Genomic DNA, 18,522 nt, shown 5'->3' with positions numbered 1-18,522 from the left:
CACCGCTTCACCCGTCTGCCGGGTAAGGGAACGGTAAAGCGCCCTCGGTCGTTACCTCCCACATGACAGCTATGACCCCCGGCTCGAACATCCCTCTGGCCGCCGCGCGTGTGACGGTGGACGTCGCCGCTCCGGTGCGGCTGGACGTATCGGGCCTGCTGCTCACCGCCGACGGCAAGGTGCGCTCGGACGACGACTTCATCTTCTACAACCAGCCGTCCGGGCCGGGCGTGACCTACCGTTCGGGCGGCGGCGGCGCGCCCGACGCGATCATCGTGGACACCGCCGCGGTGCCGCAGGGCATCGAGAAGATCGTGGTCACCGCCAGCCCGGACGCCGCCGGGCAGACCTTCCAGGGCATCGAGCCCACGGCCACCATCCGTGACGCGGACAACGGCTCGGCGCTGGCCACGTTCACCCCGCCGCGGCTCGGCACCGAGACGGCGCTGGTGGTCGTGGAGATCTACCTGCGGAACGGCCAGTGGAAGGCGCGGGCCGTCGGCCAGGGGTACGCCGACGGACTCGCGGGCATCGCCACCGACTTCGGCGTGACGGTGGAGGAACCGGCCCCCGCCCCGGTGGCCCCGCCGCAGCCGGTCGTCCCGCCCCAGCCGCTCACCCCGCCGGCCCCGGTGCCCGGCGCGCAGTACCCGGCCGCCCCTCCGGCTCCCCCGGCTCCCCCCGCCCCGTCGGCCGCCGTCCCCGCTCCCGGTGCCGGGAAGGTCAACCTGGACAAGGGCCGGGTCAGCCTCCAGAAGAACCAGACCGTGTCCCTGGTCAAGGGCGGCCGTCCGCTGCTCGCCCGGGTCAAGATGGGCCTCGGCTGGGAACCGGCGTACCGCGGCGCCGACATCGACCTGGACGCCTCGGTCATCGCCTACGGCCCGCAGCGCAACCACATCGACAGCTGCTACTTCGGCAAACTCACCATCCTGAGCGGCGCGGTGAAGCACTCCGGCGACAACCTCACCGGCGAGGGCGCGGGCGACGACGAGGTGATCGTGGTCGACCTCGGGCGTCTGCCCCAGGAGGTGACCGGCCTGGTGTTCACCGTGAACTCCTTCTCGGGGCAGAAGTTCACCGAGGTCGCCAAGGCCTACTGCCGCCTGGTGGACGCCACCACCGAGGAGGAGCTCGTCCGCTTCGACCTCACCCACGCCCAGCCGCAGACCGGGGTGATGATGGCCAAGCTCGTCCGGCAGTTCACCGGCGAGTGGGAGATGACGGCCATGGGCGACTTCGTCAAGGCCCGCACCGTACGGAACATGGTGAAGCCTGCGGCCCAGGCGCTGTAGGACAGAATTCGCCTGTCGCAGTCATTTCACCGGAGGATGAACCACACATGATCACGCTGACGAAAGAAGACGGCCCGGCGGACCTGGACGGGGTGACCCACATGTCCATCGGCGTGTCCTGGGACCCCACCGGGGGCACGTCCGGCGGGGTGATGGGCGTGCTCCGCCGCAAGATGGGCACCGACCTCGACCTGATCGCCGTCGCCATGCAGGGTGCGGACCCGGTGCGCCTGGCGGGCCTGGACTCGCTGGACCCCATGGGCAACGGCTCGCTGCTGCACAGCGGTGACAACCAGACCGGCCGGGGCGACGGCGACGACGAGACGGTGACGGTCGAGTTCGCCCGGATCCCGCAGAACATCACCTCGATCGTGTTCATCGCCTCGGCGTTCAAGAAGGGCAGTTCCTTCCAGAAGGCGCGCAACATCAGCTTCAAGGTGTACGACGCGACCGGGGGCACCTCCCAGCAGGTCGCCGACATCTGGCCGAGCCTGCTCACCCAGGACAACGGCTGCGCCGTGGCCAAGGCCATACGGGTCGGCGGCTCCTGGAAGCTCGAGGTGATCAACGAGACGGGGAAGATCAAGCAGGGCGACGAGCACGCCCTGATGCGCTTCGCCGTCAGCAAGTGACACAACGCGGCACATGACCAGACGGCCGCGGCCCGCACGGTGGGCGCGGGTCGCGGCCGGTCCATGACCGCGGAACCCGCACCCACAAGGGGAGGACGGTAGCCGCCCCGGCCGGGATCCACGGCCGCACGGCCGCACGGGCGTACGCTCCGCCGCGCGCACGGCCGCCGAACGCGCCGCGTTCCCCCGCCTCCGGCGCCCCGGGGCGCCGCGTGCCCGGCTCCGCCGCTCAACCGCCGTGCGCGGACCGGGCCTTGAACGCCGCCTTGCGTGCTTCCTTGGCGGTCTTCTTGTCCGGGTGCAGCCGTCCCATCGCCTCCAGCACGTCCGCCGTCTGCGGGTGGTCCACCCGCCAGGCCGCCGCGAAGAAGCCGCTGTGCTGCTCGGCGAGCCCCTCGACGAGGGCGTGCAGTTCCTCGGAGTCGCCCTCGGCCGCCAGTTGGGCGGCCACCGTGTCGATGGTCAGCCAGAAAATCATGTCCTGGGACGGCGCCGGCACGTCGGCCAGACCGTGCTCGGTCAGCCAGACCCGGGCCAGCCCGCCGAGTTCGGCGTCGTCGAGCACTTCCCGCAGCGCCGGCTCGGCCTCGGCGCCGACCAGGGACAGCGCCTGCTGGCAGCGCAGCCGCCGCAGCGGCGCGCCCGCGTCCGTGCCGCGCGCCGCGGTGAGCAACTCCCTTGCCGCGGACAGAGGTTCACGGCTCGACAGCCACTGCTCGGTCTCCGCGTGCGTGGCCGCCGGGGGAAACTCGGCGGTGCCGTCGAGCAACGCGTCGGCACCCTTGTCCGCGAGTTCGCCGATCACCGGCGCCCGGCAGCCGGCCTCCAGCAGCCGGGTCCGCAGCCCGTGCAGTCCGAGCGGGGTCAGCCGCACCATGCCGTAGCGGGCGACGTCCACCTCCTCGACCGGCGTCGACGGCTCGTTCTCGGCCTCCGCCATCAACTCCTCGTCCACCGGCCGGTACTCGACCAGGCCCGCCGGCTCCAGCAGCCGGAACTGGTCGTCCAGCCGCATCATCGCCTCGGAGACCTGCTCCAGTATGTCGTTGGTGGGCTCCCCCATGTCGCTGGGCACGATCATGGAGGCGGCGAGCACGGGCAGCGGCACCGGACCGCCGCCGGACCCGTCCGCGCCGGCCGTCAGCCGGTAGAGGTTGGCGAGCACGCCGTCGAGGAACTCCGCCTCCGTCTCGGGGTCCCAGTCCAGTCCGGAGAGGTCGACCGCGCCGCCCTGACCCACCGCTTCGACCAGCGCGTCCAGATCGGGCACGCTCGCGTCGGCCAGCACGCCCTCGAGGGCGTTCGTCCAGACCGTGAGCACGTCGTGCGGCGAGCCACCGGTCAGCAGGCCCAGGTCCGGGCCGGGCGCTACGGCGGCCTCGTCCTCGTCGACGATCCGGACGAGCCCCGTGTCCAGGGCGACCCGCCAGGCCTCGCTCGCCCCGGCCGCCGCGCCGTCGCCGCTGAGGCCGAGCACCGCGGCCGCGGCGGGCAGTTGCTCCTCGGCCAGTCCGCCGTCGGCGTCGACCCGTGTCCCGTCCCCGGCCCAGCGCGCGAGCCGCGCGGCGCGGGACAGGAGCGGTGTGGCGAGCGCGTCCCGGGCCAGCTCCGGCTCGGAGGCGAGCCGCACCGGCGGGAACGAGGACCTGTCTGACATCGGCTGGTTTCTCCTAGCGGACCGGGGCCCGGAGGGTGGGAAGCCCACGGGCCGGTAAGTCTGACGACTCAACCGCTCAGCCTAGACGGAATTCGACCCATCCCATCCAGTTCATCTTTCCGTCATGCCCCGTACATGGCCGAAACCTTGACAGCCGACCGGGCCACACAGGAGATTGACGCGCGTAGAAAAGCGGAGGCGGCCGTTCCCGTCACGCTCTACGCGCGTGGATCCGTGTGCCTCCGGTCGCGGCCCGCGTCATCGCGTCGCACTTCCCGTCGCCGCGCTCCGTCATGCCCCGAAGGGATCCGCCTTGCCCAGCAAGTCCTCCGCGCGTCTCGCCGCGCTGACCATCGCCGCAGTCTGCTCGGCCGCGTCCACCGTCGTCCTCACCTCTCCCGCGCACGCGGACACCGTGCGCATCCACGACATCCAGGGCACCACCCGAATATCCCCCTACGCGAACCAGCAGGTCGCGGCCGTCCCCGGCATCGTCACCGCCGTGCGCGCCTACGGCTCCACCAGGGGCTTCTGGATGCAGGACGCCCATCCGGACGACAATCCCGCCACCAGCGAGGGCGTCTTCGTCTTCACCAGCTCCACCCCGACGGTCGCCGTCGGCGACTCCGTCACGGTGACCGGCACGGTCTCCGAGTACGTCCCTGGCGGCGCCACCTCCGGCAACCAGTCGGTCACCGAGATCACCAAGCCGACGGTCACCGTCGTCTCCAAGGGCAACCCGGTCCCGGCCCCGGTCGTGATCGACGCCAAGTCGGTGCCCGCCGCCTACTCGCCGGCCGGCGACCCCGCCGCGAAGGGCTCGATCAACGGTCTGACCCTGGAGCCGACGAAGTACGCCCTGGACTACTACGAGTCCCTGGAGGGCATGAACGTCCAGATCGCCGACGCCCGCGTGGTCACCGCCACCAACCCCTACAGCGAGCTGTGGGTCACGGTGAAGCCGGACGAGAACCGCAGCACCCGCGGCGGCACGGTCTACGGCTCCTACGACTCCCAGAACACCGGCCGCCTCCAGATCGAGTCGCTGGGCTCCACCGCCGACTTCCCCGTGGCGAACGTCGGCGACACCCTCGCCGGCACCACCACCGGCCCGATGGACTTCAACTCCTACGGCGGCTACACGATCGTCGCCAACCAGCTCGGCACGCTCAAGAGCGGCGGCCTGACGCGCGAGACGACCGCCAAGCAGTCGCCGGGCGAGCTCTCGGTGGCCACCTACAACGTCGAGAACCTCGACCCGTCCGACGCCACCTTCGACGAGCACGCCGCCGCGATCGTGCACAACCTCCAGTCGCCCGACATCGTGTCCCTGGAGGAGATCCAGGACAACAACGGCGCCGTGGACGACGGCACGGTCGACGCGAGCGCGACCGTCGGCAAGCTGATCGACGCGATCGTCAAGGCCGGCGGCCCGAAGTACGACTGGCGCTCGATCGACCCGGTCAACGACCAGGACGGCGGCGAGCCCGGCGGCAACATCCGCCAGGTGTTCCTGTTCAACCCCGCGCGGGTCTCCTTCACCGACCGCCCGGGCGGCGACTCGACCACCGCGGTCGGCGTCACGAAGGTGAACGGCAACAAGGCGGCCCTGACGGTCTCCCCGGGCCGGATCAACCCCGCGAGCGACGCCTGGAAGAACAGCCGCAAGCCGCTGGCCGGCGAGTTCGTCTTCCGCGGCCGCACGGTCATGGTGATCGCCAACCACTTCGCCTCCAAGGGCGGCGACCAGGCCCTGACCGCGCAGTACCAGCCGCCGACGCGCAGCTCGGAGGTCCAGCGCCACCGCCAGGCGGCCGAGGTGAACTCCTTCGTCAAGGACATCCTGAAGGTCGAGAAGAACGCGGACGTCGTCGTGCTCGGCGACATGAACGACTTCGAGTTCTCCGACACCGCGAAGATCCTCGAGGGTGACGGCGAGCTGTGGTCGGCGATCAAGTCGCTGCCCAAGAACGAGCGTTACACCTACGACTACCAGGGCAACCTCCAGGTCCTGGACCAGATCCTGATCAGCCCGGCGATCAAGCGCGGCGGCAACTTCGACTACGACAGCGTGCACGTCAACGCGGAGTTCCACGACCAGACCAGCGACCACGACCCGCAGGTGCTCCGGTTCCACCCGTAACACCCGCGTGTCCTGAGGACGGGGTCGGCGGCCGTCAGGCGCAGACCCCGTCCAGCCATTCCCGCCAGGCCAGTTCGTTGGCCTTGGCGTCGGCGTCCGGCGCGAAGTCGTGGACGCTGACGCCGACCGGGGCGCCCCAGTGGTTGCGGCCGAAGAGGCGGATGAGGGCGTCGTCGGTGCGCAGCCCGATGAAGTACGGGCTGCGGTAGTCGAGCACGGCCTCGAACGTGCGGGGCCCCCGCACGGTCACGCGCGCACCCGTGGCCGTGTCGTCGGTGAGCCCGAGGGCCCGGCCCACGGCCGTGAAGGCGTCGGGGGCGGTGGACGCCTCCGGTCCGTCCAGGGTCGCGAAGGTCACCGGGCGCGGCGCGAAGTGCGTCAGGTACTCGCGCAGGGTGTGCAGGTAGAAGTCGGTGTGCTTGTTCGCGCCGTCGTACTGGTTGTCCCAGTCGTCGGTGAAGATGCCGCTGTGCACGTACCGCACCCAGGCGCGGCGGCCGTCGTCGCGCGGTTCGATGGTGTGGTCGAGCTGGTTGAGCGACTGGACCGGGAACCCGACGTCCTCGCTGCGGTTGGTGTAGCGGTGCGGCGGGTCCCATGCGGTGACCGTGGACCCGAACGGTCCCGCTCCGCCCACCCGGGGCTCCGGCGGCTCCATCGGCCACAGGTATCCACCGGTACCGGTCGTGATCGCCTCCCACACCTCCTGGGGCGTGGCGTCGACCTCGAACTCACGGACGATCTCGAATTCCTTGGACATGACGGGCTCCTGCTCGATGGCGATCGGGGGTGCTGGGCTGTTACCGGGCTTCGTGTTGCTGGGCTTCGGGTTCCACGGCGGGCGCGGCCTGCTCCTTCACCGTGGGGTGGAAGGCGACGACGATCCGGTGGTCGCGTCCGCCCTCGGCTTCCGGGGCGTCGTATTTGCGGATCAGGGCGGTGACGCCGGCCGTCAGCTCCTCGACGAACGCCGCCCGGTCGGCGGCCGAGGCGAAGCGGACCTCGCCGTCCAGCGCGTAGGTCGCCAGCCGCTTGCGGGCCTTGGCCGCGCCGGTGATCAGCGAGCCGACGTCGCGCACCAGCCGGGCGCCGAGGGCGAGCAGCCAGCGCGCGGAGAGCTGGTCGCGGAAGCGGTCCGGGTCGGGCTGCACGGAGGCCAGGGCCAGCGGGGAGATGACGTACGACGCGGCGGTGGCGCGCATCAGCCGCTCGGTGACGTTGCCCTTGCGGCGCTCGCCGGCCAGCTCGACCAGTCCGTGCCGCTCCAGCGCCTTGAGGTGGTAGTTCACCTTCTGCCGGGGCAGGCCGACCGTACCGGCCAGCATGGCGGCCGAAGCGGGGCCTGCCGCCAGCTCGGCGAGCAGCCTGGCCCTTATGGGGTCCAGGGAGACGGCTGCGGCCTCGGGGTCCTCGATCACGGTGACGTCCAGCATGGGATCCACCCTTCCACCGAAAACTTTTTTTGTCCAGACGGTTTTATTTTTCGGTGACGGACGTGTCGGCCGCCGGCACACGGGAAGGCCGCCCCCACCTCTCGGGTGGGGGCGGCCTCCAGGAAGCCGGTGGTCCCGGTGCGCGGTTCCGAAGCGGACGACCTCGGCGCCGGCGGCCGCGCCGGATCAGCGGTCCGGCTGCCACCAGCGCCGCGCCTGCCGCGCGCGCCTGCCGCGCCGGATCAGCAGTCCGGTCGCCACCAGCGCCGCCCCTGCCGCGAGCGCGAACATCAGCGGGCGCGGATTGCGGCGGTACACCTCGACCGCGTTGCTCACCGGGGTCCGCTCCTGGAGCGTGTGCCCGGCCCGGCTCGCCCTCTCGTGGGCCTGGTGGCCGGCGTGAGTCGCCCTCTCCTGGACGGCATGTCCGGCCTGCGCGGCGGAGCTGCGCAGCTGGACCGTCATGGCGCCGGCCTTGTCCTTCAGGTCGGCCGCGCGGGCCCTCGCACGGCCCTTCACATCCGCCTTGGCGGCCAATTCCTGGACTGTGTCGCCTAGTTGACTCCTGGTCTGTTCAATCTGATGCCTCAGCTCATCGGGGCCCTTCGCGCCGGCGGGCGGGGTGAAGCCGCCGCCGTCGCCCTGTGTCCTGTCCGTCATCGGTGGCGTGCCCTTTCCTTGATCACCTCAACGTCGGCCTTGACGCTGCCGAGCATCTCCTCCGGTACGGGCCGTGCGGCACGGCGCAGCTGGGAGCGGCCGACCAGGGCCAGCACGCCCGCGATCGCGAACAGCACGCCCGTCACGATCAGCGCCGCGGCCCACACGGGCAGCACCAGCGAGAGGGCGGCGGTGGCCGCGCCGGCGAGCGCGATCAGCCCGACATATCCGATGGCGCCCGCCGCGCCGAGCAGTTCGCCGCCGCGCCCCATGCGGCGCCCCTTCTCAGTCAGCTCCATCTTGGCAAGGGTCAATTCCTGCCGTACGAGCTGAGAAAGCTGTTCAGTGGCCCGGTGGACGAGTTCGCCCACCGAATGCTCACCCACCGAAGGTTCGACCTGTGAACGTTCTTCCACAGGAGTTTCGGCAGGCAACCGCTCAGCCACCGAAGGTTCGGCAGGTGAACGTTCGTCCACCATACGGTCGCCCGCCGAGCGGCCGCGCGCTGGGCGGCGCTGGTCGCGCGCAGGCCTCACATCGATCGTCCCGGTCACGGTGTCCGCCTCCTCTCGGTCCGGACCATCCGGGTACCCCGGGTCGTCTGCGGCTATCCCTGGCCCGGACCGCCGGGCCCGCGCTCGCCGAGCCGGGCCAGCTGCGCCGGGAACCAGTCGAGGCGCGCCTGCAACAGGGCTGCCTCCGCGACGAGTTCGGGCACCCCGAGCCCTTCGGGCGCGGCGAGCGGCCCGGCCGGCGGCCCGGACGCGGCAACCGCCGCGGCGACCGGTGCCGGCCCGCCGCCGCCCACGACGACCCGCAGCCCGTCTCCGGCCGGCCGGGCGAAGCCGGCGAGCGTCACGGACGTACGGCCGCGCAGGCAGCCCGCGCAGACGGCGGTCAGCGCGCGCCAGCCGGGCCTGCCCCAGCCCGCGTCGGCCAGGGCGGAGGCGGGCGCCCCGCACGCGCACGGGCCGAGGGCCGCCGTGCGCACCCGCTGGCGGGCACAGCGGAAACCGCGCCGGTAGCGGATGCAGGCGCCGAGGACGGAGACCTCCAGCAGAACGGCGCTCCGGTGCTCGGCCGTGCACAGCAGGGCCTCGGCGGCGGCGCGTTCGTGCACTCAGTGGAACCCGCAGTCGCACAGACGGGCCGGTGGCCGGTGCCGGCGGCCGTAGACGCAGGCCGTGTCCGCGACGACGCCGTAGAAAAGCGCGCCGCCGAGCGACACGCCGGTGAAACGGACCCGGGTACCGTCGTGGGACAGCACCCGGGTGGGCGATCTCGTATCCGGTCGGCGGCTCCGTGGGACGTTCCGCGGGCAGCCGCAGCCTCATCGGGCGGCCGGAGCCTCTTCGGGCGTGGCGGCGGCCCGCGGTTCCTGGATCCGCTGGATCTCCTGGACCGCCTCGGGGAGTCCGGCCTCCTCCTCGCGGACCGGCGACCGCTCCTCCGCGACTCCGGTGGCCAGTGCCTTGCCGAGCAATGACGCCTCCCGTGCCTGCCCCTCGGTGACCTCCTGCCCATGGTGACGCATCACGGGCGACTTCGACACAGGGCACCATCGCTCCAGCTCCACTTACGGATATCCGGTAGAAGAATTAAGTGGAGCTTCACGGTCGCCCCTGTCGACACTGCTTCCATGACGACCACCACAGCCACTCCCGCCCCTCCCTTCGGCCGCGCCCTGTGCGCCATGATCACGCCCTTCACCGACTCGGGCGCGCTCGACCTCGACGGCGCCCAGCGGCTCGCCGACCTGCTGGTGACCGAGGGCTGCGACGGTCTCGTGCTCAGCGGTACGACCGGCGAGTCGCCGACCACGACGGACGCCGAGAAGTCGGCGCTGGTCCGGGCCGTGCGCGAGGCGGTCGGGGAGCGTGCCTCGATCGTGACGGGCGTGGGCACCGCCGACACCCGGCACACCGTCGAGCTGACGCTGGCGGCCGAGAAGGCGGGCGCGGACGGGGTGCTGGTGGTGACGCCGTACTACAGCAGGCCGCCGCAGGACGCCGTGGAGGAGCACTTCCGCACGGTGGCGGACGCCTCCGGGCTGCCCGTGGTGCTCTACGACATCCCCGGCCGCACCGGCACGCGCATCGAGCCGGACACCATGCTGCGGCTGGCCGCACACCCCCGGATCGTGGCGGTCAAGGACTGCTCCTACGACTTCCTCGGCACCCAGAAGGTGCTGTCCCGCACGGAGTTGGCGTACTACGCGGGCTGCGAGGAGCACATCCTCGCGCTGTACGCGGTGGGCGGCACCGGATACATCAGCACGGTCGCGAACCTCGTCCCGCGCCGACTGCGCTCGATCCTCGACGCGTTCGACGCGGGCGACACCGCCCGCGCCGCCCGGCTCCAGCAACAGGCCACCGAACTGATCGAGTCGACGATGTCCGCCGGCCTGCCCGGCACGGTCACCGTCAAGGCACTGCTGAACGACCTGGGCCGGCCCGCGGGCCCGGTCCGCGCCCCCCTGCGCCCCGCCGGCCGCGAGACGGCCGACGGACTGCGGGCGGCGTACGAACGGCTGCGGACGGCGTGATCCCCCGCGCACGCCACCGCCATGACGTGACGTCAGTTGTGGCTGTTCCGAACGGGATGCGGGTCAGCGGGTCAACCGGCCCCGTGGGCCGTTTCGGGGCCGTCCTCGGTGCTGTCCGGGTTCCGGAACGGCCCGCGCGGCGGCGCTCGCCCGGGCCCGTGGCGACCTGGTCGAGGTACCGGACGCCGACGACATGCTCAGCCCCGGCGCACCACGCCGAGGCATCACCGTCCTGACCGAGCAGAGCGAGGTCGCCTGGACTCAGTGCGTCCGGCGACCCTGTGCGCACGGCGTGACCTTGTCACCGCGCCGGGAGGATGGACGGCGCTCCCAGCCCCCGAGGGCACCGGCCTCCTGATGGCCCTGAACGCCGTGAGCACCCATGTCGACATGAACCCCGGGTCGTGTCGCCGGCGCCGCAGGGCCCCCGGACTCCCGCCCGAAGCGTCCCGCGCCTGGCGGGAGATACTTGTTTGCTGTCTTTTGACTCACAACGCCATCCAATTCCCCTGCCGGGACGTATCACCTTCGAAAATGTCTCAGGCATATGCCGGAGGAATGCCATGGCGATTTTCAACGCTCTCTTCCCCGCCCTGGGTCGTGACCGTGGGGACCACGGCCACGGGGGCCACGGGGACCGGGACCACGGCGACCGCGACCACGGGGACCGCCACCACGGCGACCGTGACCGCGACCGCGACCACGGCGACCGCGACCACGGTGATCGCGGTTACTGATTCCGACAACCACCAGTGACTCGAAGGAGCGGAGCGGACCGGAGCCCGAGGGAGCCGGCCCGCTCCGTTCGAGCACCGGGTGAAGTCGCCGGGCCGAGCCGGCCGGCGTGGGCGGGCCGCCGTACCGCCTCCGTCACGGATGCCGCTCTCGCCGAGCTGTACGGCCAACAGTCCACCGTCACCCGGGCGATCGGGGAGATCCGCCCGCTGCCGGCCGAGCGGGGCTTCGCCGTCCCCGGCCGGAACGGGGTGCGGCTACGCGCCCTGGCCGACGTGTTCGCCCAAGGCGAGCCAGCGGCCGTCCTGGAACTCGGCAGGGACCTCGTCCCCCCATGGATCGATCCCGCGGCGCTCCAGCTCGTCGAACCACCGGTCCCGCTGCGACTCGGGGAGGCGTCGTCCGCACCAGGGACAGAACTCGATCGTGATGCTCGACCTGCCGCCGTCATGAATGATCAGCCCGTACTCCTGGAACTCGGCGCTGAAGTCGACCAGCGCGTCCGGGCAGGCGAAGGGGTCGTCGTGCTCGTCGCAGCGCACGTTGACGCGGTTGGTCATCGCCTCGCAGCAGTGACGGGTGTGATGGGTCATGACTTCGGCTTCTCGTTGATCGGCGCCATGGCCAGCAGTAGATCACGGTCCGTGATGATCAGCGGGTGGCACGTGGAGATCTGACGAACGCGCAGTGGGCGGCGCTCGAGCCGCTGTTGCCGAAGGGCGGGAAGCCCGGTCGGCCACCGGTACGGGCCTGCGGATGTCACCCGACGCACGAGCGCCCTCCCCGGCCGTCCTCGGGCCGTGGAAGGGCGCTCAAGTGATCGATTGGGCGGCCGCGGGTCACGGCCGCCGTTGATCAGTTGTGGCTGTGCAGGATCTCGTTCAGGCCGCCCCAGACCGCGTTGTTCGGGCGGGCCTCGACGGCGCCGGTGACCGAGTTGCGGCGGAAGAGGATGTTGGAGGCGCCGGACAGCTCGCGCGCCTTGACGATCTGGCCGTCGGGCATCGTCACCCGGGTGCCGGCGGTGACGTACAGACCGGCCTCGACCACGCACTCGTCGCCGAGCGCGATGCCCACGCCCGCCTCGGCGCCGACCAGGCAGCGCTCGCCGATGGCGATGATCACGTTGCCGCCGCCGGAGAGCGTGCCCATGGTGGAGGCGCCGCCGCCGATGTCGGAGCCGTCGCCGACCACGACGCCCGCGGAGATGCGGCCCTCGACCATGGAGGTGCCGAGGGTGCCCGCGTTGAAGTTCACGAAGCCCTCGTGCATCACGGTGGTGCCCTCGGCGAGGTGCGCGCCGAGCCGTACCCGGTCGGCGTCGGCGATGCGGACGCCCTTCGGGGCGACGTAGTCGGTCATGCGCGGGAACTTGTCGATCGAGGTCACCTGGAGGTGCAGGCCCTCCGCGCGGGCGTTGAGCCGCACCTTCTCGATGTCGTCCACGGCGACCGGGCCGAGCGAGGTCCAGGCGACGTTCGCGAGGTGGCCGAAGATCCCGTCCAGGCTCTGGCCGTGCGGCTTGACCAGCCGGTGCGAGAGCAGGTGCAGACGCAGGTAGACGTCGTGCGCGTCGATCGGCTTCTCGTCGAGCGAGGCGATGACCGTACGGACCGCGACCACCTCGACGCCCCGGCGCGCGTCCGGCCCGATCGCCGCGGCGGCGCCGTCGCCGAGCAGCTCCGCGGCCCGCTCGGCGGACAGCCGCTCGCTGCCGGCCGGGCCGGGCTGGTCCGTCAGCTCGGGGGCGGGGAACCAGGTGTCGAGAACGGTGCCGTCGGCGGCGATCGTGGCGAGTCCGGCGGCCACGGCACCGGTGGTGCGGGGAGCAGTCGTGTCGGTCATGGGGGAAACCTAACCGGCCATAGGCCGGGGAGGCGAACCGGCGGGGCATCGTCTCAGGTGCCGGGCGTGGGCTCGACCGCGCGCTCCGCCACGCCCTGCCGCTCGTACCGCGCGCCACGCGGGCGCGCCGGCAGCCGGCCGGCCGCCAGCACCGCGACCCCGGCCGCCGCGCCGAGCACCGCGCACAGCGGCCAGAGCAGCCGGGGCGCAGCCTCGTACACCGCGCCGCCCAGCGGCGCGGCCAGCACCATGCCGCTGATGGACACGCCGGCGTACAGGGACTGGAAGCGGCCCTGGACGTGCTCGGGTGCCTGGTCGGCGACGTAGGCCGTGGCGGTCGTCTTGTAGAGCAGCTCGCCGAGGGTGAGGAGCGTCATCGTCGCCACGGCGGTCGCGGCGCCTGCGCCGAGGAGCAGTGCGCCGTAGCCCGCGGCCACCAGCAGCAGCCCGCAGCCGACGACACGCAGGGGTGAGCGGCGGCGCAGCGCCAGGGCGGCGGGCAGCTCCAGGCACAGCAGGATGCCACCGTTGATCGCGAGCAGGGCACCGTACAGCCGGGTGCCCAGGCCGTGGTCGGCGAGGAACAGGGGAAAGGTCGAGTACTGCTGCCGGTAGACGAGGTCGACAACGACGATCACCGTAAGCAGCACCAGCACCGCCGGCCTGCTCAGGAGTTCCGGCCACACGCCGCCCGCGCCGCGCGGCGACCGCGCCCGCCGGATGCCGCGTGCGGGCACCACCCGGGCGGTCCAGCAGGCCAGGCCGAGGCTGCCGAGCCCGTCGGCGACGTAGAGCCAGTCGTAGGAGAACCGGGTGGCGACCAGCGCGCCGAGGACGGGCCCGACGGTGAATCCGCCGTTGGCCGCGGCCCGCACCACGGCGAACGCGGGGCGGCGGAGGCCTTCGGGCACGACGGCCGCGACCAGCGCGGAGTTGGCGGCGCGCTGCACGCCGGAGGCGTACTCGCACAGCGGCAGCGCGAGAAAGAGCGCGGCGGTCGGCAGTACCGGCACGGCGGCCAGCAGCAGTCCCGAGGTGGCGGCGGCCACCAGCAGCACACGCCGGTGCCCGAGGCGGTCCCCGTACCAGCCGCCGGTGAAGTTGCCCAGGACGAGCCCGACGCCCCCGACCCCGCTCAGCAGGCCCGCCTCGCGCACGCCGAGCCCGCGGGGCCCGGTCAGATAGAGGAAGAGATAGACGAAGCTGACGCTCACCACCATGTTGACGAACGTCCCGGCGGCCAGCAGCCACACGGTACGAGGCACTTCCCGCAGCGTCCGCACCCGTCCCCCTCCGTAGTCACCCCCTCGACCCGAGTGAGTTCCTTTTGGGAACTGACTATGTCAGCATGGCAGCCTCGGGTCAACGACCGGTGGACGAAGGGACGGAGCGCCATGGCCCGCAGGACGAGCCTGGAGGACGCCACCTGCGCCATCGCGCAGGCCCTGGACGTCGTCGGCGACTGGTGGACCCTGCTGATCGTGCGCGACACGGCGCGCGGCGTGCGCCGCTTCGACGAGCTGCAACGCGAACTCGGCCTGTCCCGCAAGGTGCTGACCGAGCGACTGCACCTCCTGGTCGACGCGGACGTGCTCGCCCGGGTGCCGTACCAGGAGCGACCGGTGCGCCACGAGTACCACCTCACCCCGCGCGGCCGAGCGCTGCTGCCCGTCCTGGTCGCACTCCAGGACTGGGGCGACGCGTGGATCCTGGGGGACGGCGCGACGTCGGCGACGGCCGCGGAGGCGTCCGGACAGGCCCGGCGGGTCCACGAACTACCGGGGACTCGGATCCCGGAGCTGCAACTGATCGACCACAACGGCGAGTTGCGGGATCCGGTCGCCGCGGACACCGCGTACACGGTTCTGTACTGCTTCCCCGGCGCCTACGCCCGCCCCGACGCCTATCCGCCCGGCTGGTCGGACATTCCCGGCGCTCCCGGGTGCACCCTGGAGTCCTCCACCTACCGCGACCGGCTCGCCGAGTTCACCGCGGCCGACGCCACCGTGCACGGCGTCTCCACCCAACGTCCCGACGAACAGCGGGCGTTCGCGGAGAAGGAACGGCTGGAATTCCCCCTGCTCTCCGACGCCGGCCTGTCCCTGATCACCGCCCTGCGGCTGCCGACGTTCCGCGCGGCCGGCGCCACCCGGCTGAAGCGGCTCACCCTGGTCGTCGACCGCGAGCGTGTCGTCCGCAGCGTGCAGTACCCGGTCACGGACGTGGCCGGGAGTGTGGGGGCGGTGCTGGAGACGGTCAGGGGCCTGAACGAGGCTGGGGACATGAGCCGGGCGGACTGACGCGCGCGATGCCGTCCATCAGTGGGCTCCGCCCAGGTTCAGCACCACCACACCGCCGATGATCAGTACGATCCCGGCGACCTTGGCCAGGTCCATCCTTTCCCCGAAGAACACCAGCCCGAGCGCGGCGATGGCCGCGGTGCCGATGCCGGACCAGATGGCGTAGGCGGTGCCGATGGACACCGATTTCAGGGTCTGGGCGAGCAGCACGAAGGACACGACGTAGCCGAGGAGGGTGATCAGCGAGGGCCCGAGCCTGCTGAAGCCCTCGCTGTACTTCATGGCGGTCGTGGCGGCGACTTCGGCGGCTATGGCACCTGCGAGCATCACGTATCCCATGCCGGGGAGCGTATCGAGCGACCCGGCGGCGCCGTCCGGCACACGACAACGAAACGGCGAGGTCCGAGTGGACCTCGCCGTTCGTCGTTCGCTCGTGGATCTCAGACGTTGAAGCCGAGCGCCCGCAGCTGCTCGCGGCCGTCGTCCGTGATCTTGTCGGGGCCCCACGGCGGCATCCAGACCCAGTTGATGCGCAGCTCGTTGACGAGGCCGTCCGTGGCGGACTTGGCCTGGTCCTCGATGACGTCGGTGAGCGGGCAGGCCGCGGACGTCAGGGTCATGTCGATGGTCGCGATGTTCGACTCGTCGACGTGGATGCCGTAGATCAGGCCGAGGTTGACGACGTCGATGCCCAGCTCGGGGTCGACGACGTCCATCAGGGCCTCTCGGAGCTCCTCCTCCGAAGCCGGCTTCATCTCCACGGTCTCGCTCATGCGGTCTTCCTTTCGGCGTCGGCGCCGCCCAGCGCCTGGGCCGTCGCGTCCTTCCAGGCCATCCAGCTCAACAGGGCGCACTTGACCCGGGCCGGGTACTTGGACACCCCGGCGAACGCCACCGCGTCCTCCAGGACCTCCTCCATCGCGTCGTCGGGCTCGATCCGGCCCTTGGACTGCATCAGCTCCAGGAACGTCTCCTGGATCTTCTGCGCCTCGGCCAGTTCCCTGCCGACGAGCAGGTCGTTCAGCACGGAGGCCGAGGCCTGGCTGATCGAGCAGCCCTGGCCCTCGTACGAGACGTCCTCGATCGTCGTGCCGTCGTACTTCACCCGGAGGGTGATCTCGTCGCCGCACGTCGGGTTCACATGGTGCACCTCGGCGTCGCCATCCCTCAGACCACGCCCGTGCGGGTGCTTGTAGTGGTCCAGGATGACTTCCTGGTACATCGAGTCCAGCTTCATCCGATCGCTCGTCCCGTCAGCCGAAGAAGTTCCGTACGTGCTCCAGTCCGTCGACCAGAGCGTCGATCTCGGCCGGCGTGGAGTACAGATAGAACGACGCTCGCGTGGTCGCAGGAATTCCGTACCGCAGGCACACCGGCCGCGCGCAGTGGTGGCCCACGCGCACCGCGATGCCCTGCTCGTCGAGGACCTGGCCCACGTCGTGCGGATGGATGTCACCGAGCGTGAAGGAGATCGCCGCGCCCCGGTCCTCGGCCGTGGTCGGGCCGATGATCCTCAGGTCGGGAACCTCCGCCAGCCGCCGCACCGCGTACTCGGTGAGTGCGTGCTCGTGGGCGAGGATCTTGTCCATCCCGATCGCGTTCAGGTAGTCGATCGCCGCGCCCAGACCGACCGCCTGCGCGATCGGCGGCGTGCCCGCCTCGAACTTGTGCGGGGCGGGAGCGTACGTCGACGAGTGCATCGACACCGTCTCGATCATCTCGCCGCCGCCGAGGAACGGAGGCAGGTCCTCCAGCAGTTCCTGGCGGCCCCAGAGCACGCCGATGCCGGTCGGGCCGCACATCTTGTGGCCGGTGAAGGCCACGAAGTCGGCCTGGAGGGCCTGTACGTCCAGTGGCATGTGGGGCGCGGCCTGCGAGGCGTCGATGCACACCAGCGCGCCGACCTCCTGCGCGCGGCGCACTATCGCCTCGACCGGGTTCACGGTGCCGAGGATGTTGGACACCAGCACGAAGGAGACGATCTTCGTCTTCTCGGTGATGACCTCGTCGATGTTGGACAGGTCGAGACGGCCGTCGTCGGTCAGGCCGAACCACTTCAGCTTCGCGCCCGTGCGCTGCGCCAGCAGCTGCCAGGGAACGATGTTGGAGTGGTGCTCCATCTCCGTGATGACGATCTCGGTCTCGTGGTCCACCCGGTAGGGCTCCTCGGCCCAGCCGAGCATGTTCGCCACGAGGTTGAGCGACTCGGAGGCGTTCTTCGTGAAGATCACCTCGTCGCGGCTCGGCGCGTTGACGAACGCGGCGACCTTGTCGCGCGCGCCCTCGTACAGCGCCGTGGCCTCCTCGGCGAGCACATGCACACCGCGGTGGACGTTGGCGTTGTAGCGCTCGTAGTACTCGCTCAGGGCGTCCAGCACCTGGCGCGGTTTCTGCGAGGTCGCCGCGTTGTCCAGGTACACGAGCTTCCTGCCGTCGTGGACCAGCCGGTCCAGGACGGGGAAGTCCTTGCGGATCGCCTCTGTGTCGAGGAGGCCCGGCAGCTGTGTCACGCGGATGCGCCACCCTTCACGTATGCCTCGTAGCCCTCGTTCTCCAGCTTGTCCGCGAGCGCGGCGCCGCCGGACTCGACGATCCGGCCGCCGGCGAACACGTGGACGTGGTCGGGCTTGATGTAGCGCAGGATGCGCGTGTAGTGGGTGATCAGCAGGGTGCCGACCTGGCCGCTCTCGCGGACCCTGTTCACGCCCTCCGACACGATGCGCAGGGCGTCGACGTCGAGGCCGGAGTCGGTCTCGTCGAGGATCGCGATCTTCGGCTTGAGCAGCTCCAGCTGGAGGATCTCGTGCCGCTTCTTCTCGCCGCCGGAGAAGCCCTCGTTCACGTTGCGCTCGGCGAAGGCCGGGTCCATGGAGAGCCGCTCCATGGCCTCCTTGACCTCCTTCACCCAGGTGCGCAGCTTCGGCGCCTCGCCGCGGATGGCGGTGGCGGAGGAGCGGAGGAAGTTGGAGACCGAGACGCCGGGGACCTCGACCGGGTACTGCATCGCCAGGAACAGGCCCGCGCGGGCGCGCTCGTCGACGGACATCTCCAGGACGTCCTCACCGTCGAGGGTGACGGAGCCGCCGGACACGGTGTACTTGGGGTGGCCCGCGAGGGCGTAGGCGAGGGTCGACTTGCCCGAGCCGTTGGGGCCCATGATGGCGTGCGTCTCGCCCTGCTTCACGGTGAGGTCGACGCCCTTGAGGATCTCCTTCGTGGCGTTGTCGGCCTCGACGGTGACGTGCAGGTCTCGGATTTCAAGCGTTGCCATGGGTGC

The 18,522-nt window shown here is 71.3% G+C and carries 20 protein-coding genes and 2 pseudogenes; 7 read left to right on the top strand and 15 right to left on the bottom strand.

The genetic code is table 11. The features are described 5' to 3' along the window. Positions 1-71: 71 nt before the first annotated feature. Together ACWC91_RS23850 and ACWC91_RS23845 are read left to right on the top strand one after the other, a co-directional pair. Positions 72-1,295, top strand: coding sequence for a TerD family protein (locus ACWC91_RS23850; protein WP_450643853.1), 1,224 nt, complete (start codon positions 72-74; stop codon positions 1,293-1,295). A gap of 47 nt (positions 1,296-1,342) precedes the next feature. Beyond that, entirely contained in the window at positions 1,343-1,927 is a 585-nt protein-coding gene (locus ACWC91_RS23845; RefSeq protein ID WP_225074115.1) for a TerD family protein, read from the top strand. A gap of 229 nt (positions 1,928-2,156) precedes the next feature. Here the strand turns inward: ACWC91_RS23845 and ACWC91_RS23840 are convergent, their stop codons facing one another. Next, positions 2,157-3,584, bottom strand: a complete 1,428-nt coding sequence (locus ACWC91_RS23840; RefSeq protein WP_450643850.1) for a hypothetical protein — start codon at positions 3,582-3,584, stop codon at positions 2,157-2,159. Between the two features lie 313 nt (positions 3,585-3,897). Here ACWC91_RS23840 and ACWC91_RS23835 point away from each other — a divergent pair, with 313 nt between their 5' ends. Further along, positions 3,898-5,727, top strand: a complete 1,830-nt coding sequence (locus ACWC91_RS23835; protein WP_450643849.1) for an endonuclease/exonuclease/phosphatase family protein — start codon at positions 3,898-3,900, stop codon at positions 5,725-5,727. 34 nt (positions 5,728-5,761) lie between these two features. On the opposite strand, the gene ACWC91_RS23830 is transcribed toward ACWC91_RS23835, so the two are convergent. The 6 genes and pseudogenes from ACWC91_RS23830 to ACWC91_RS23805 form a co-directional block, all read right to left on the bottom strand. Then, complete coding sequence (locus ACWC91_RS23830) at positions 5,762-6,487, bottom strand: SRPBCC family protein (RefSeq protein WP_225074118.1); 726 nt, start codon at positions 6,485-6,487, stop codon at positions 5,762-5,764. Between the two features lie 40 nt (positions 6,488-6,527). Then, positions 6,528-7,160, bottom strand: a complete 633-nt coding sequence (locus ACWC91_RS23825) for an ArsR/SmtB family transcription factor (protein ID WP_225074119.1) — start codon at positions 7,158-7,160, stop codon at positions 6,528-6,530. Positions 7,161-7,346: 186 nt separating this feature from the next. Continuing rightward, the gene (locus ACWC91_RS23820; protein WP_225074120.1) at positions 7,347-7,820 is read right to left on the bottom strand and encodes a DUF3618 domain-containing protein; all 474 of its coding nucleotides are present in this window, start codon (positions 7,818-7,820) and stop codon (positions 7,347-7,349) included. Then, positions 7,817-8,299, bottom strand: coding sequence for a phage holin family protein (locus tag ACWC91_RS23815; protein ID WP_374113884.1), 483 nt, complete (start codon positions 8,297-8,299; stop codon positions 7,817-7,819). Before ACWC91_RS23815 ends, ACWC91_RS23820 begins: the two co-directional genes overlap by 4 nt. 128 nt (positions 8,300-8,427) lie before the next feature. Further along, a pseudogene (locus ACWC91_RS23810) lies at positions 8,428-9,154 on the bottom strand (hypothetical protein). Continuing rightward, positions 9,151-9,372: a hypothetical protein gene (locus tag ACWC91_RS23805; RefSeq protein WP_376501680.1), complete on the bottom strand. Its 222-nt coding sequence runs from the start codon at positions 9,370-9,372 to the stop codon at positions 9,151-9,153. The pseudogene ACWC91_RS23810 and the gene ACWC91_RS23805 overlap by 4 nt, the downstream one beginning before the upstream one ends. A gap of 87 nt (positions 9,373-9,459) precedes the next feature. Between ACWC91_RS23805 and dapA the strand changes: the two genes are divergently transcribed. The 3 genes and pseudogenes from dapA (at position 9,460) to ACWC91_RS23790 (ending at position 11,102) form a co-directional block, all read left to right on the top strand. Further along, a complete protein-coding gene (gene dapA / locus ACWC91_RS23800) occupies positions 9,460-10,365 on the top strand; it encodes a 4-hydroxy-tetrahydrodipicolinate synthase (RefSeq protein ID WP_450643399.1) in 906 nt (301 codons plus the stop codon). 94 nt (positions 10,366-10,459) lie between these two features. Then, positions 10,460-10,743: pseudogene (locus ACWC91_RS23795) on the top strand (glycosyltransferase family 2 protein); the annotation flags it as partial. Between the two features lie 185 nt (positions 10,744-10,928). After that, positions 10,929-11,102: a hypothetical protein gene (locus ACWC91_RS23790; RefSeq protein WP_450726026.1), complete on the top strand. Its 174-nt coding sequence runs from the start codon at positions 10,929-10,931 to the stop codon at positions 11,100-11,102. Positions 11,103-11,357: 255 nt separating this feature from the next. Here ACWC91_RS23790 and ACWC91_RS23785 read toward each other — a convergent pair whose 3' ends face one another. The 3 genes from ACWC91_RS23785 to ACWC91_RS23775 all read right to left on the bottom strand — a co-directional run bounded on the left by ACWC91_RS23785 (position 11,358) and on the right by ACWC91_RS23775 (position 14,210). Continuing rightward, positions 11,358-11,693: a DUF6980 family protein gene (locus tag ACWC91_RS23785; protein WP_450643401.1), complete on the bottom strand. Its 336-nt coding sequence runs from the start codon at positions 11,691-11,693 to the stop codon at positions 11,358-11,360. 262 nt (positions 11,694-11,955) lie between these two features. Next, positions 11,956-12,945: a 2,3,4,5-tetrahydropyridine-2,6-dicarboxylate N-succinyltransferase gene (gene dapD / locus ACWC91_RS23780; protein WP_225074125.1), complete on the bottom strand. Its 990-nt coding sequence runs from the start codon at positions 12,943-12,945 to the stop codon at positions 11,956-11,958. A gap of 53 nt (positions 12,946-12,998) precedes the next feature. Next, positions 12,999-14,210 (bottom strand): MFS transporter, encoded by a 1,212-nt coding sequence (locus tag ACWC91_RS23775; protein ID WP_450726024.1) that lies wholly within the window; start codon positions 14,208-14,210, stop codon positions 12,999-13,001. 129 nt (positions 14,211-14,339) lie between these two features. On the opposite strand from ACWC91_RS23775, the gene ACWC91_RS23770 reads away from it, so the two are divergent. Then, the gene (locus tag ACWC91_RS23770) at positions 14,340-15,245 is read left to right on the top strand and encodes a winged helix-turn-helix transcriptional regulator (RefSeq protein ID WP_281156269.1); all 906 of its coding nucleotides are present in this window, start codon (positions 14,340-14,342) and stop codon (positions 15,243-15,245) included. Positions 15,246-15,263: 18 nt separating this feature from the next. Here the strand turns inward: ACWC91_RS23770 and ACWC91_RS23765 are convergent, their stop codons facing one another. The 5 genes from ACWC91_RS23765 to sufC form a co-directional block, all read right to left on the bottom strand. After that, the gene (locus tag ACWC91_RS23765) at positions 15,264-15,584 is read right to left on the bottom strand and encodes a DMT family transporter (RefSeq protein ID WP_225074128.1); all 321 of its coding nucleotides are present in this window, start codon (positions 15,582-15,584) and stop codon (positions 15,264-15,266) included. A 101-nt stretch (positions 15,585-15,685) separates the two neighbouring features. Next, positions 15,686-16,018, bottom strand: coding sequence for a metal-sulfur cluster assembly factor (locus ACWC91_RS23760; protein WP_100569477.1), 333 nt, complete (start codon positions 16,016-16,018; stop codon positions 15,686-15,688). After that, entirely contained in the window at positions 16,015-16,482 is a 468-nt protein-coding gene (sufU, locus tag ACWC91_RS23755) for a Fe-S cluster assembly sulfur transfer protein SufU (RefSeq protein WP_225074129.1), read from the bottom strand. Before sufU ends, ACWC91_RS23760 begins: the two co-directional genes overlap by 4 nt. Before the next feature lie 16 nt (positions 16,483-16,498). Further along, entirely contained in the window at positions 16,499-17,755 is a 1,257-nt protein-coding gene (locus ACWC91_RS23750; protein ID WP_225074130.1) for a cysteine desulfurase, read from the bottom strand. After that, positions 17,752-18,516, bottom strand: coding sequence for a Fe-S cluster assembly ATPase SufC (gene sufC, locus ACWC91_RS23745; RefSeq protein WP_141362058.1), 765 nt, complete (start codon positions 18,514-18,516; stop codon positions 17,752-17,754). Before sufC ends, ACWC91_RS23750 begins: the two co-directional genes overlap by 4 nt. Positions 18,517-18,522: the final 6 nt, after the last annotated feature.

Source organism: Streptomyces sp. NPDC001204 (assembly GCF_053598035.1).
Note: the sequence above shows the minus strand (reverse complement) of the source record. Positions and strands in the feature narration are given on the sequence as shown.

Excerpts from the sequence above, each read along its gene's own strand:
- ACWC91_RS23850 (WP_450643853.1), top strand. The coding sequence starts at position 72 with ATGACCCCCGGCTCGAACATCCCTCTGGCCGCCGCGCGTGTGACGGTG.
- ACWC91_RS23845 (WP_225074115.1), top strand. The coding sequence starts at position 1,343 with ATGATCACGCTGACGAAAGAAGACGGCCCGGCGGACCTGGACGGGGTG.
- ACWC91_RS23840 (WP_450643850.1), bottom strand. The coding sequence starts at position 3,584 with ATGTCAGACAGGTCCTCGTTCCCGCCGGTGCGGCTCGCCTCCGAGCCG.
- ACWC91_RS23830 (WP_225074118.1), bottom strand. The coding sequence starts at position 6,487 with ATGTCCAAGGAATTCGAGATCGTCCGTGAGTTCGAGGTCGACGCCACG.
- ACWC91_RS23825 (WP_225074119.1), bottom strand. The coding sequence starts at position 7,160 with ATGCTGGACGTCACCGTGATCGAGGACCCCGAGGCCGCAGCCGTCTCC.
- ACWC91_RS23820 (WP_225074120.1), bottom strand. The coding sequence starts at position 7,820 with ATGACGGACAGGACACAGGGCGACGGCGGCGGCTTCACCCCGCCCGCC.
- ACWC91_RS23815 (WP_374113884.1), bottom strand. The coding sequence starts at position 8,299 with ATGGTGGACGAACGTTCACCTGCCGAACCTTCGGTGGCTGAGCGGTTG.
- dapA (WP_450643399.1), top strand. The coding sequence starts at position 9,460 with ATGACGACCACCACAGCCACTCCCGCCCCTCCCTTCGGCCGCGCCCTG.
- ACWC91_RS23790 (WP_450726026.1), top strand. The coding sequence starts at position 10,929 with ATGGCGATTTTCAACGCTCTCTTCCCCGCCCTGGGTCGTGACCGTGGG.
- ACWC91_RS23785 (WP_450643401.1), bottom strand. The coding sequence starts at position 11,693 with ATGACCCATCACACCCGTCACTGCTGCGAGGCGATGACCAACCGCGTC.
- dapD (WP_225074125.1), bottom strand. The coding sequence starts at position 12,945 with ATGACCGACACGACTGCTCCCCGCACCACCGGTGCCGTGGCCGCCGGA.
- ACWC91_RS23770 (WP_281156269.1), top strand. The coding sequence starts at position 14,340 with ATGGCCCGCAGGACGAGCCTGGAGGACGCCACCTGCGCCATCGCGCAG.
- ACWC91_RS23765 (WP_225074128.1), bottom strand. The coding sequence starts at position 15,584 with ATGGGATACGTGATGCTCGCAGGTGCCATAGCCGCCGAAGTCGCCGCC.
- ACWC91_RS23760 (WP_100569477.1), bottom strand. The coding sequence starts at position 16,018 with ATGAGCGAGACCGTGGAGATGAAGCCGGCTTCGGAGGAGGAGCTCCGA.
- sufU (WP_225074129.1), bottom strand. The coding sequence starts at position 16,482 with ATGAAGCTGGACTCGATGTACCAGGAAGTCATCCTGGACCACTACAAG.
- sufC (WP_141362058.1), bottom strand. The coding sequence starts at position 18,516 with ATGGCAACGCTTGAAATCCGAGACCTGCACGTCACCGTCGAGGCCGAC.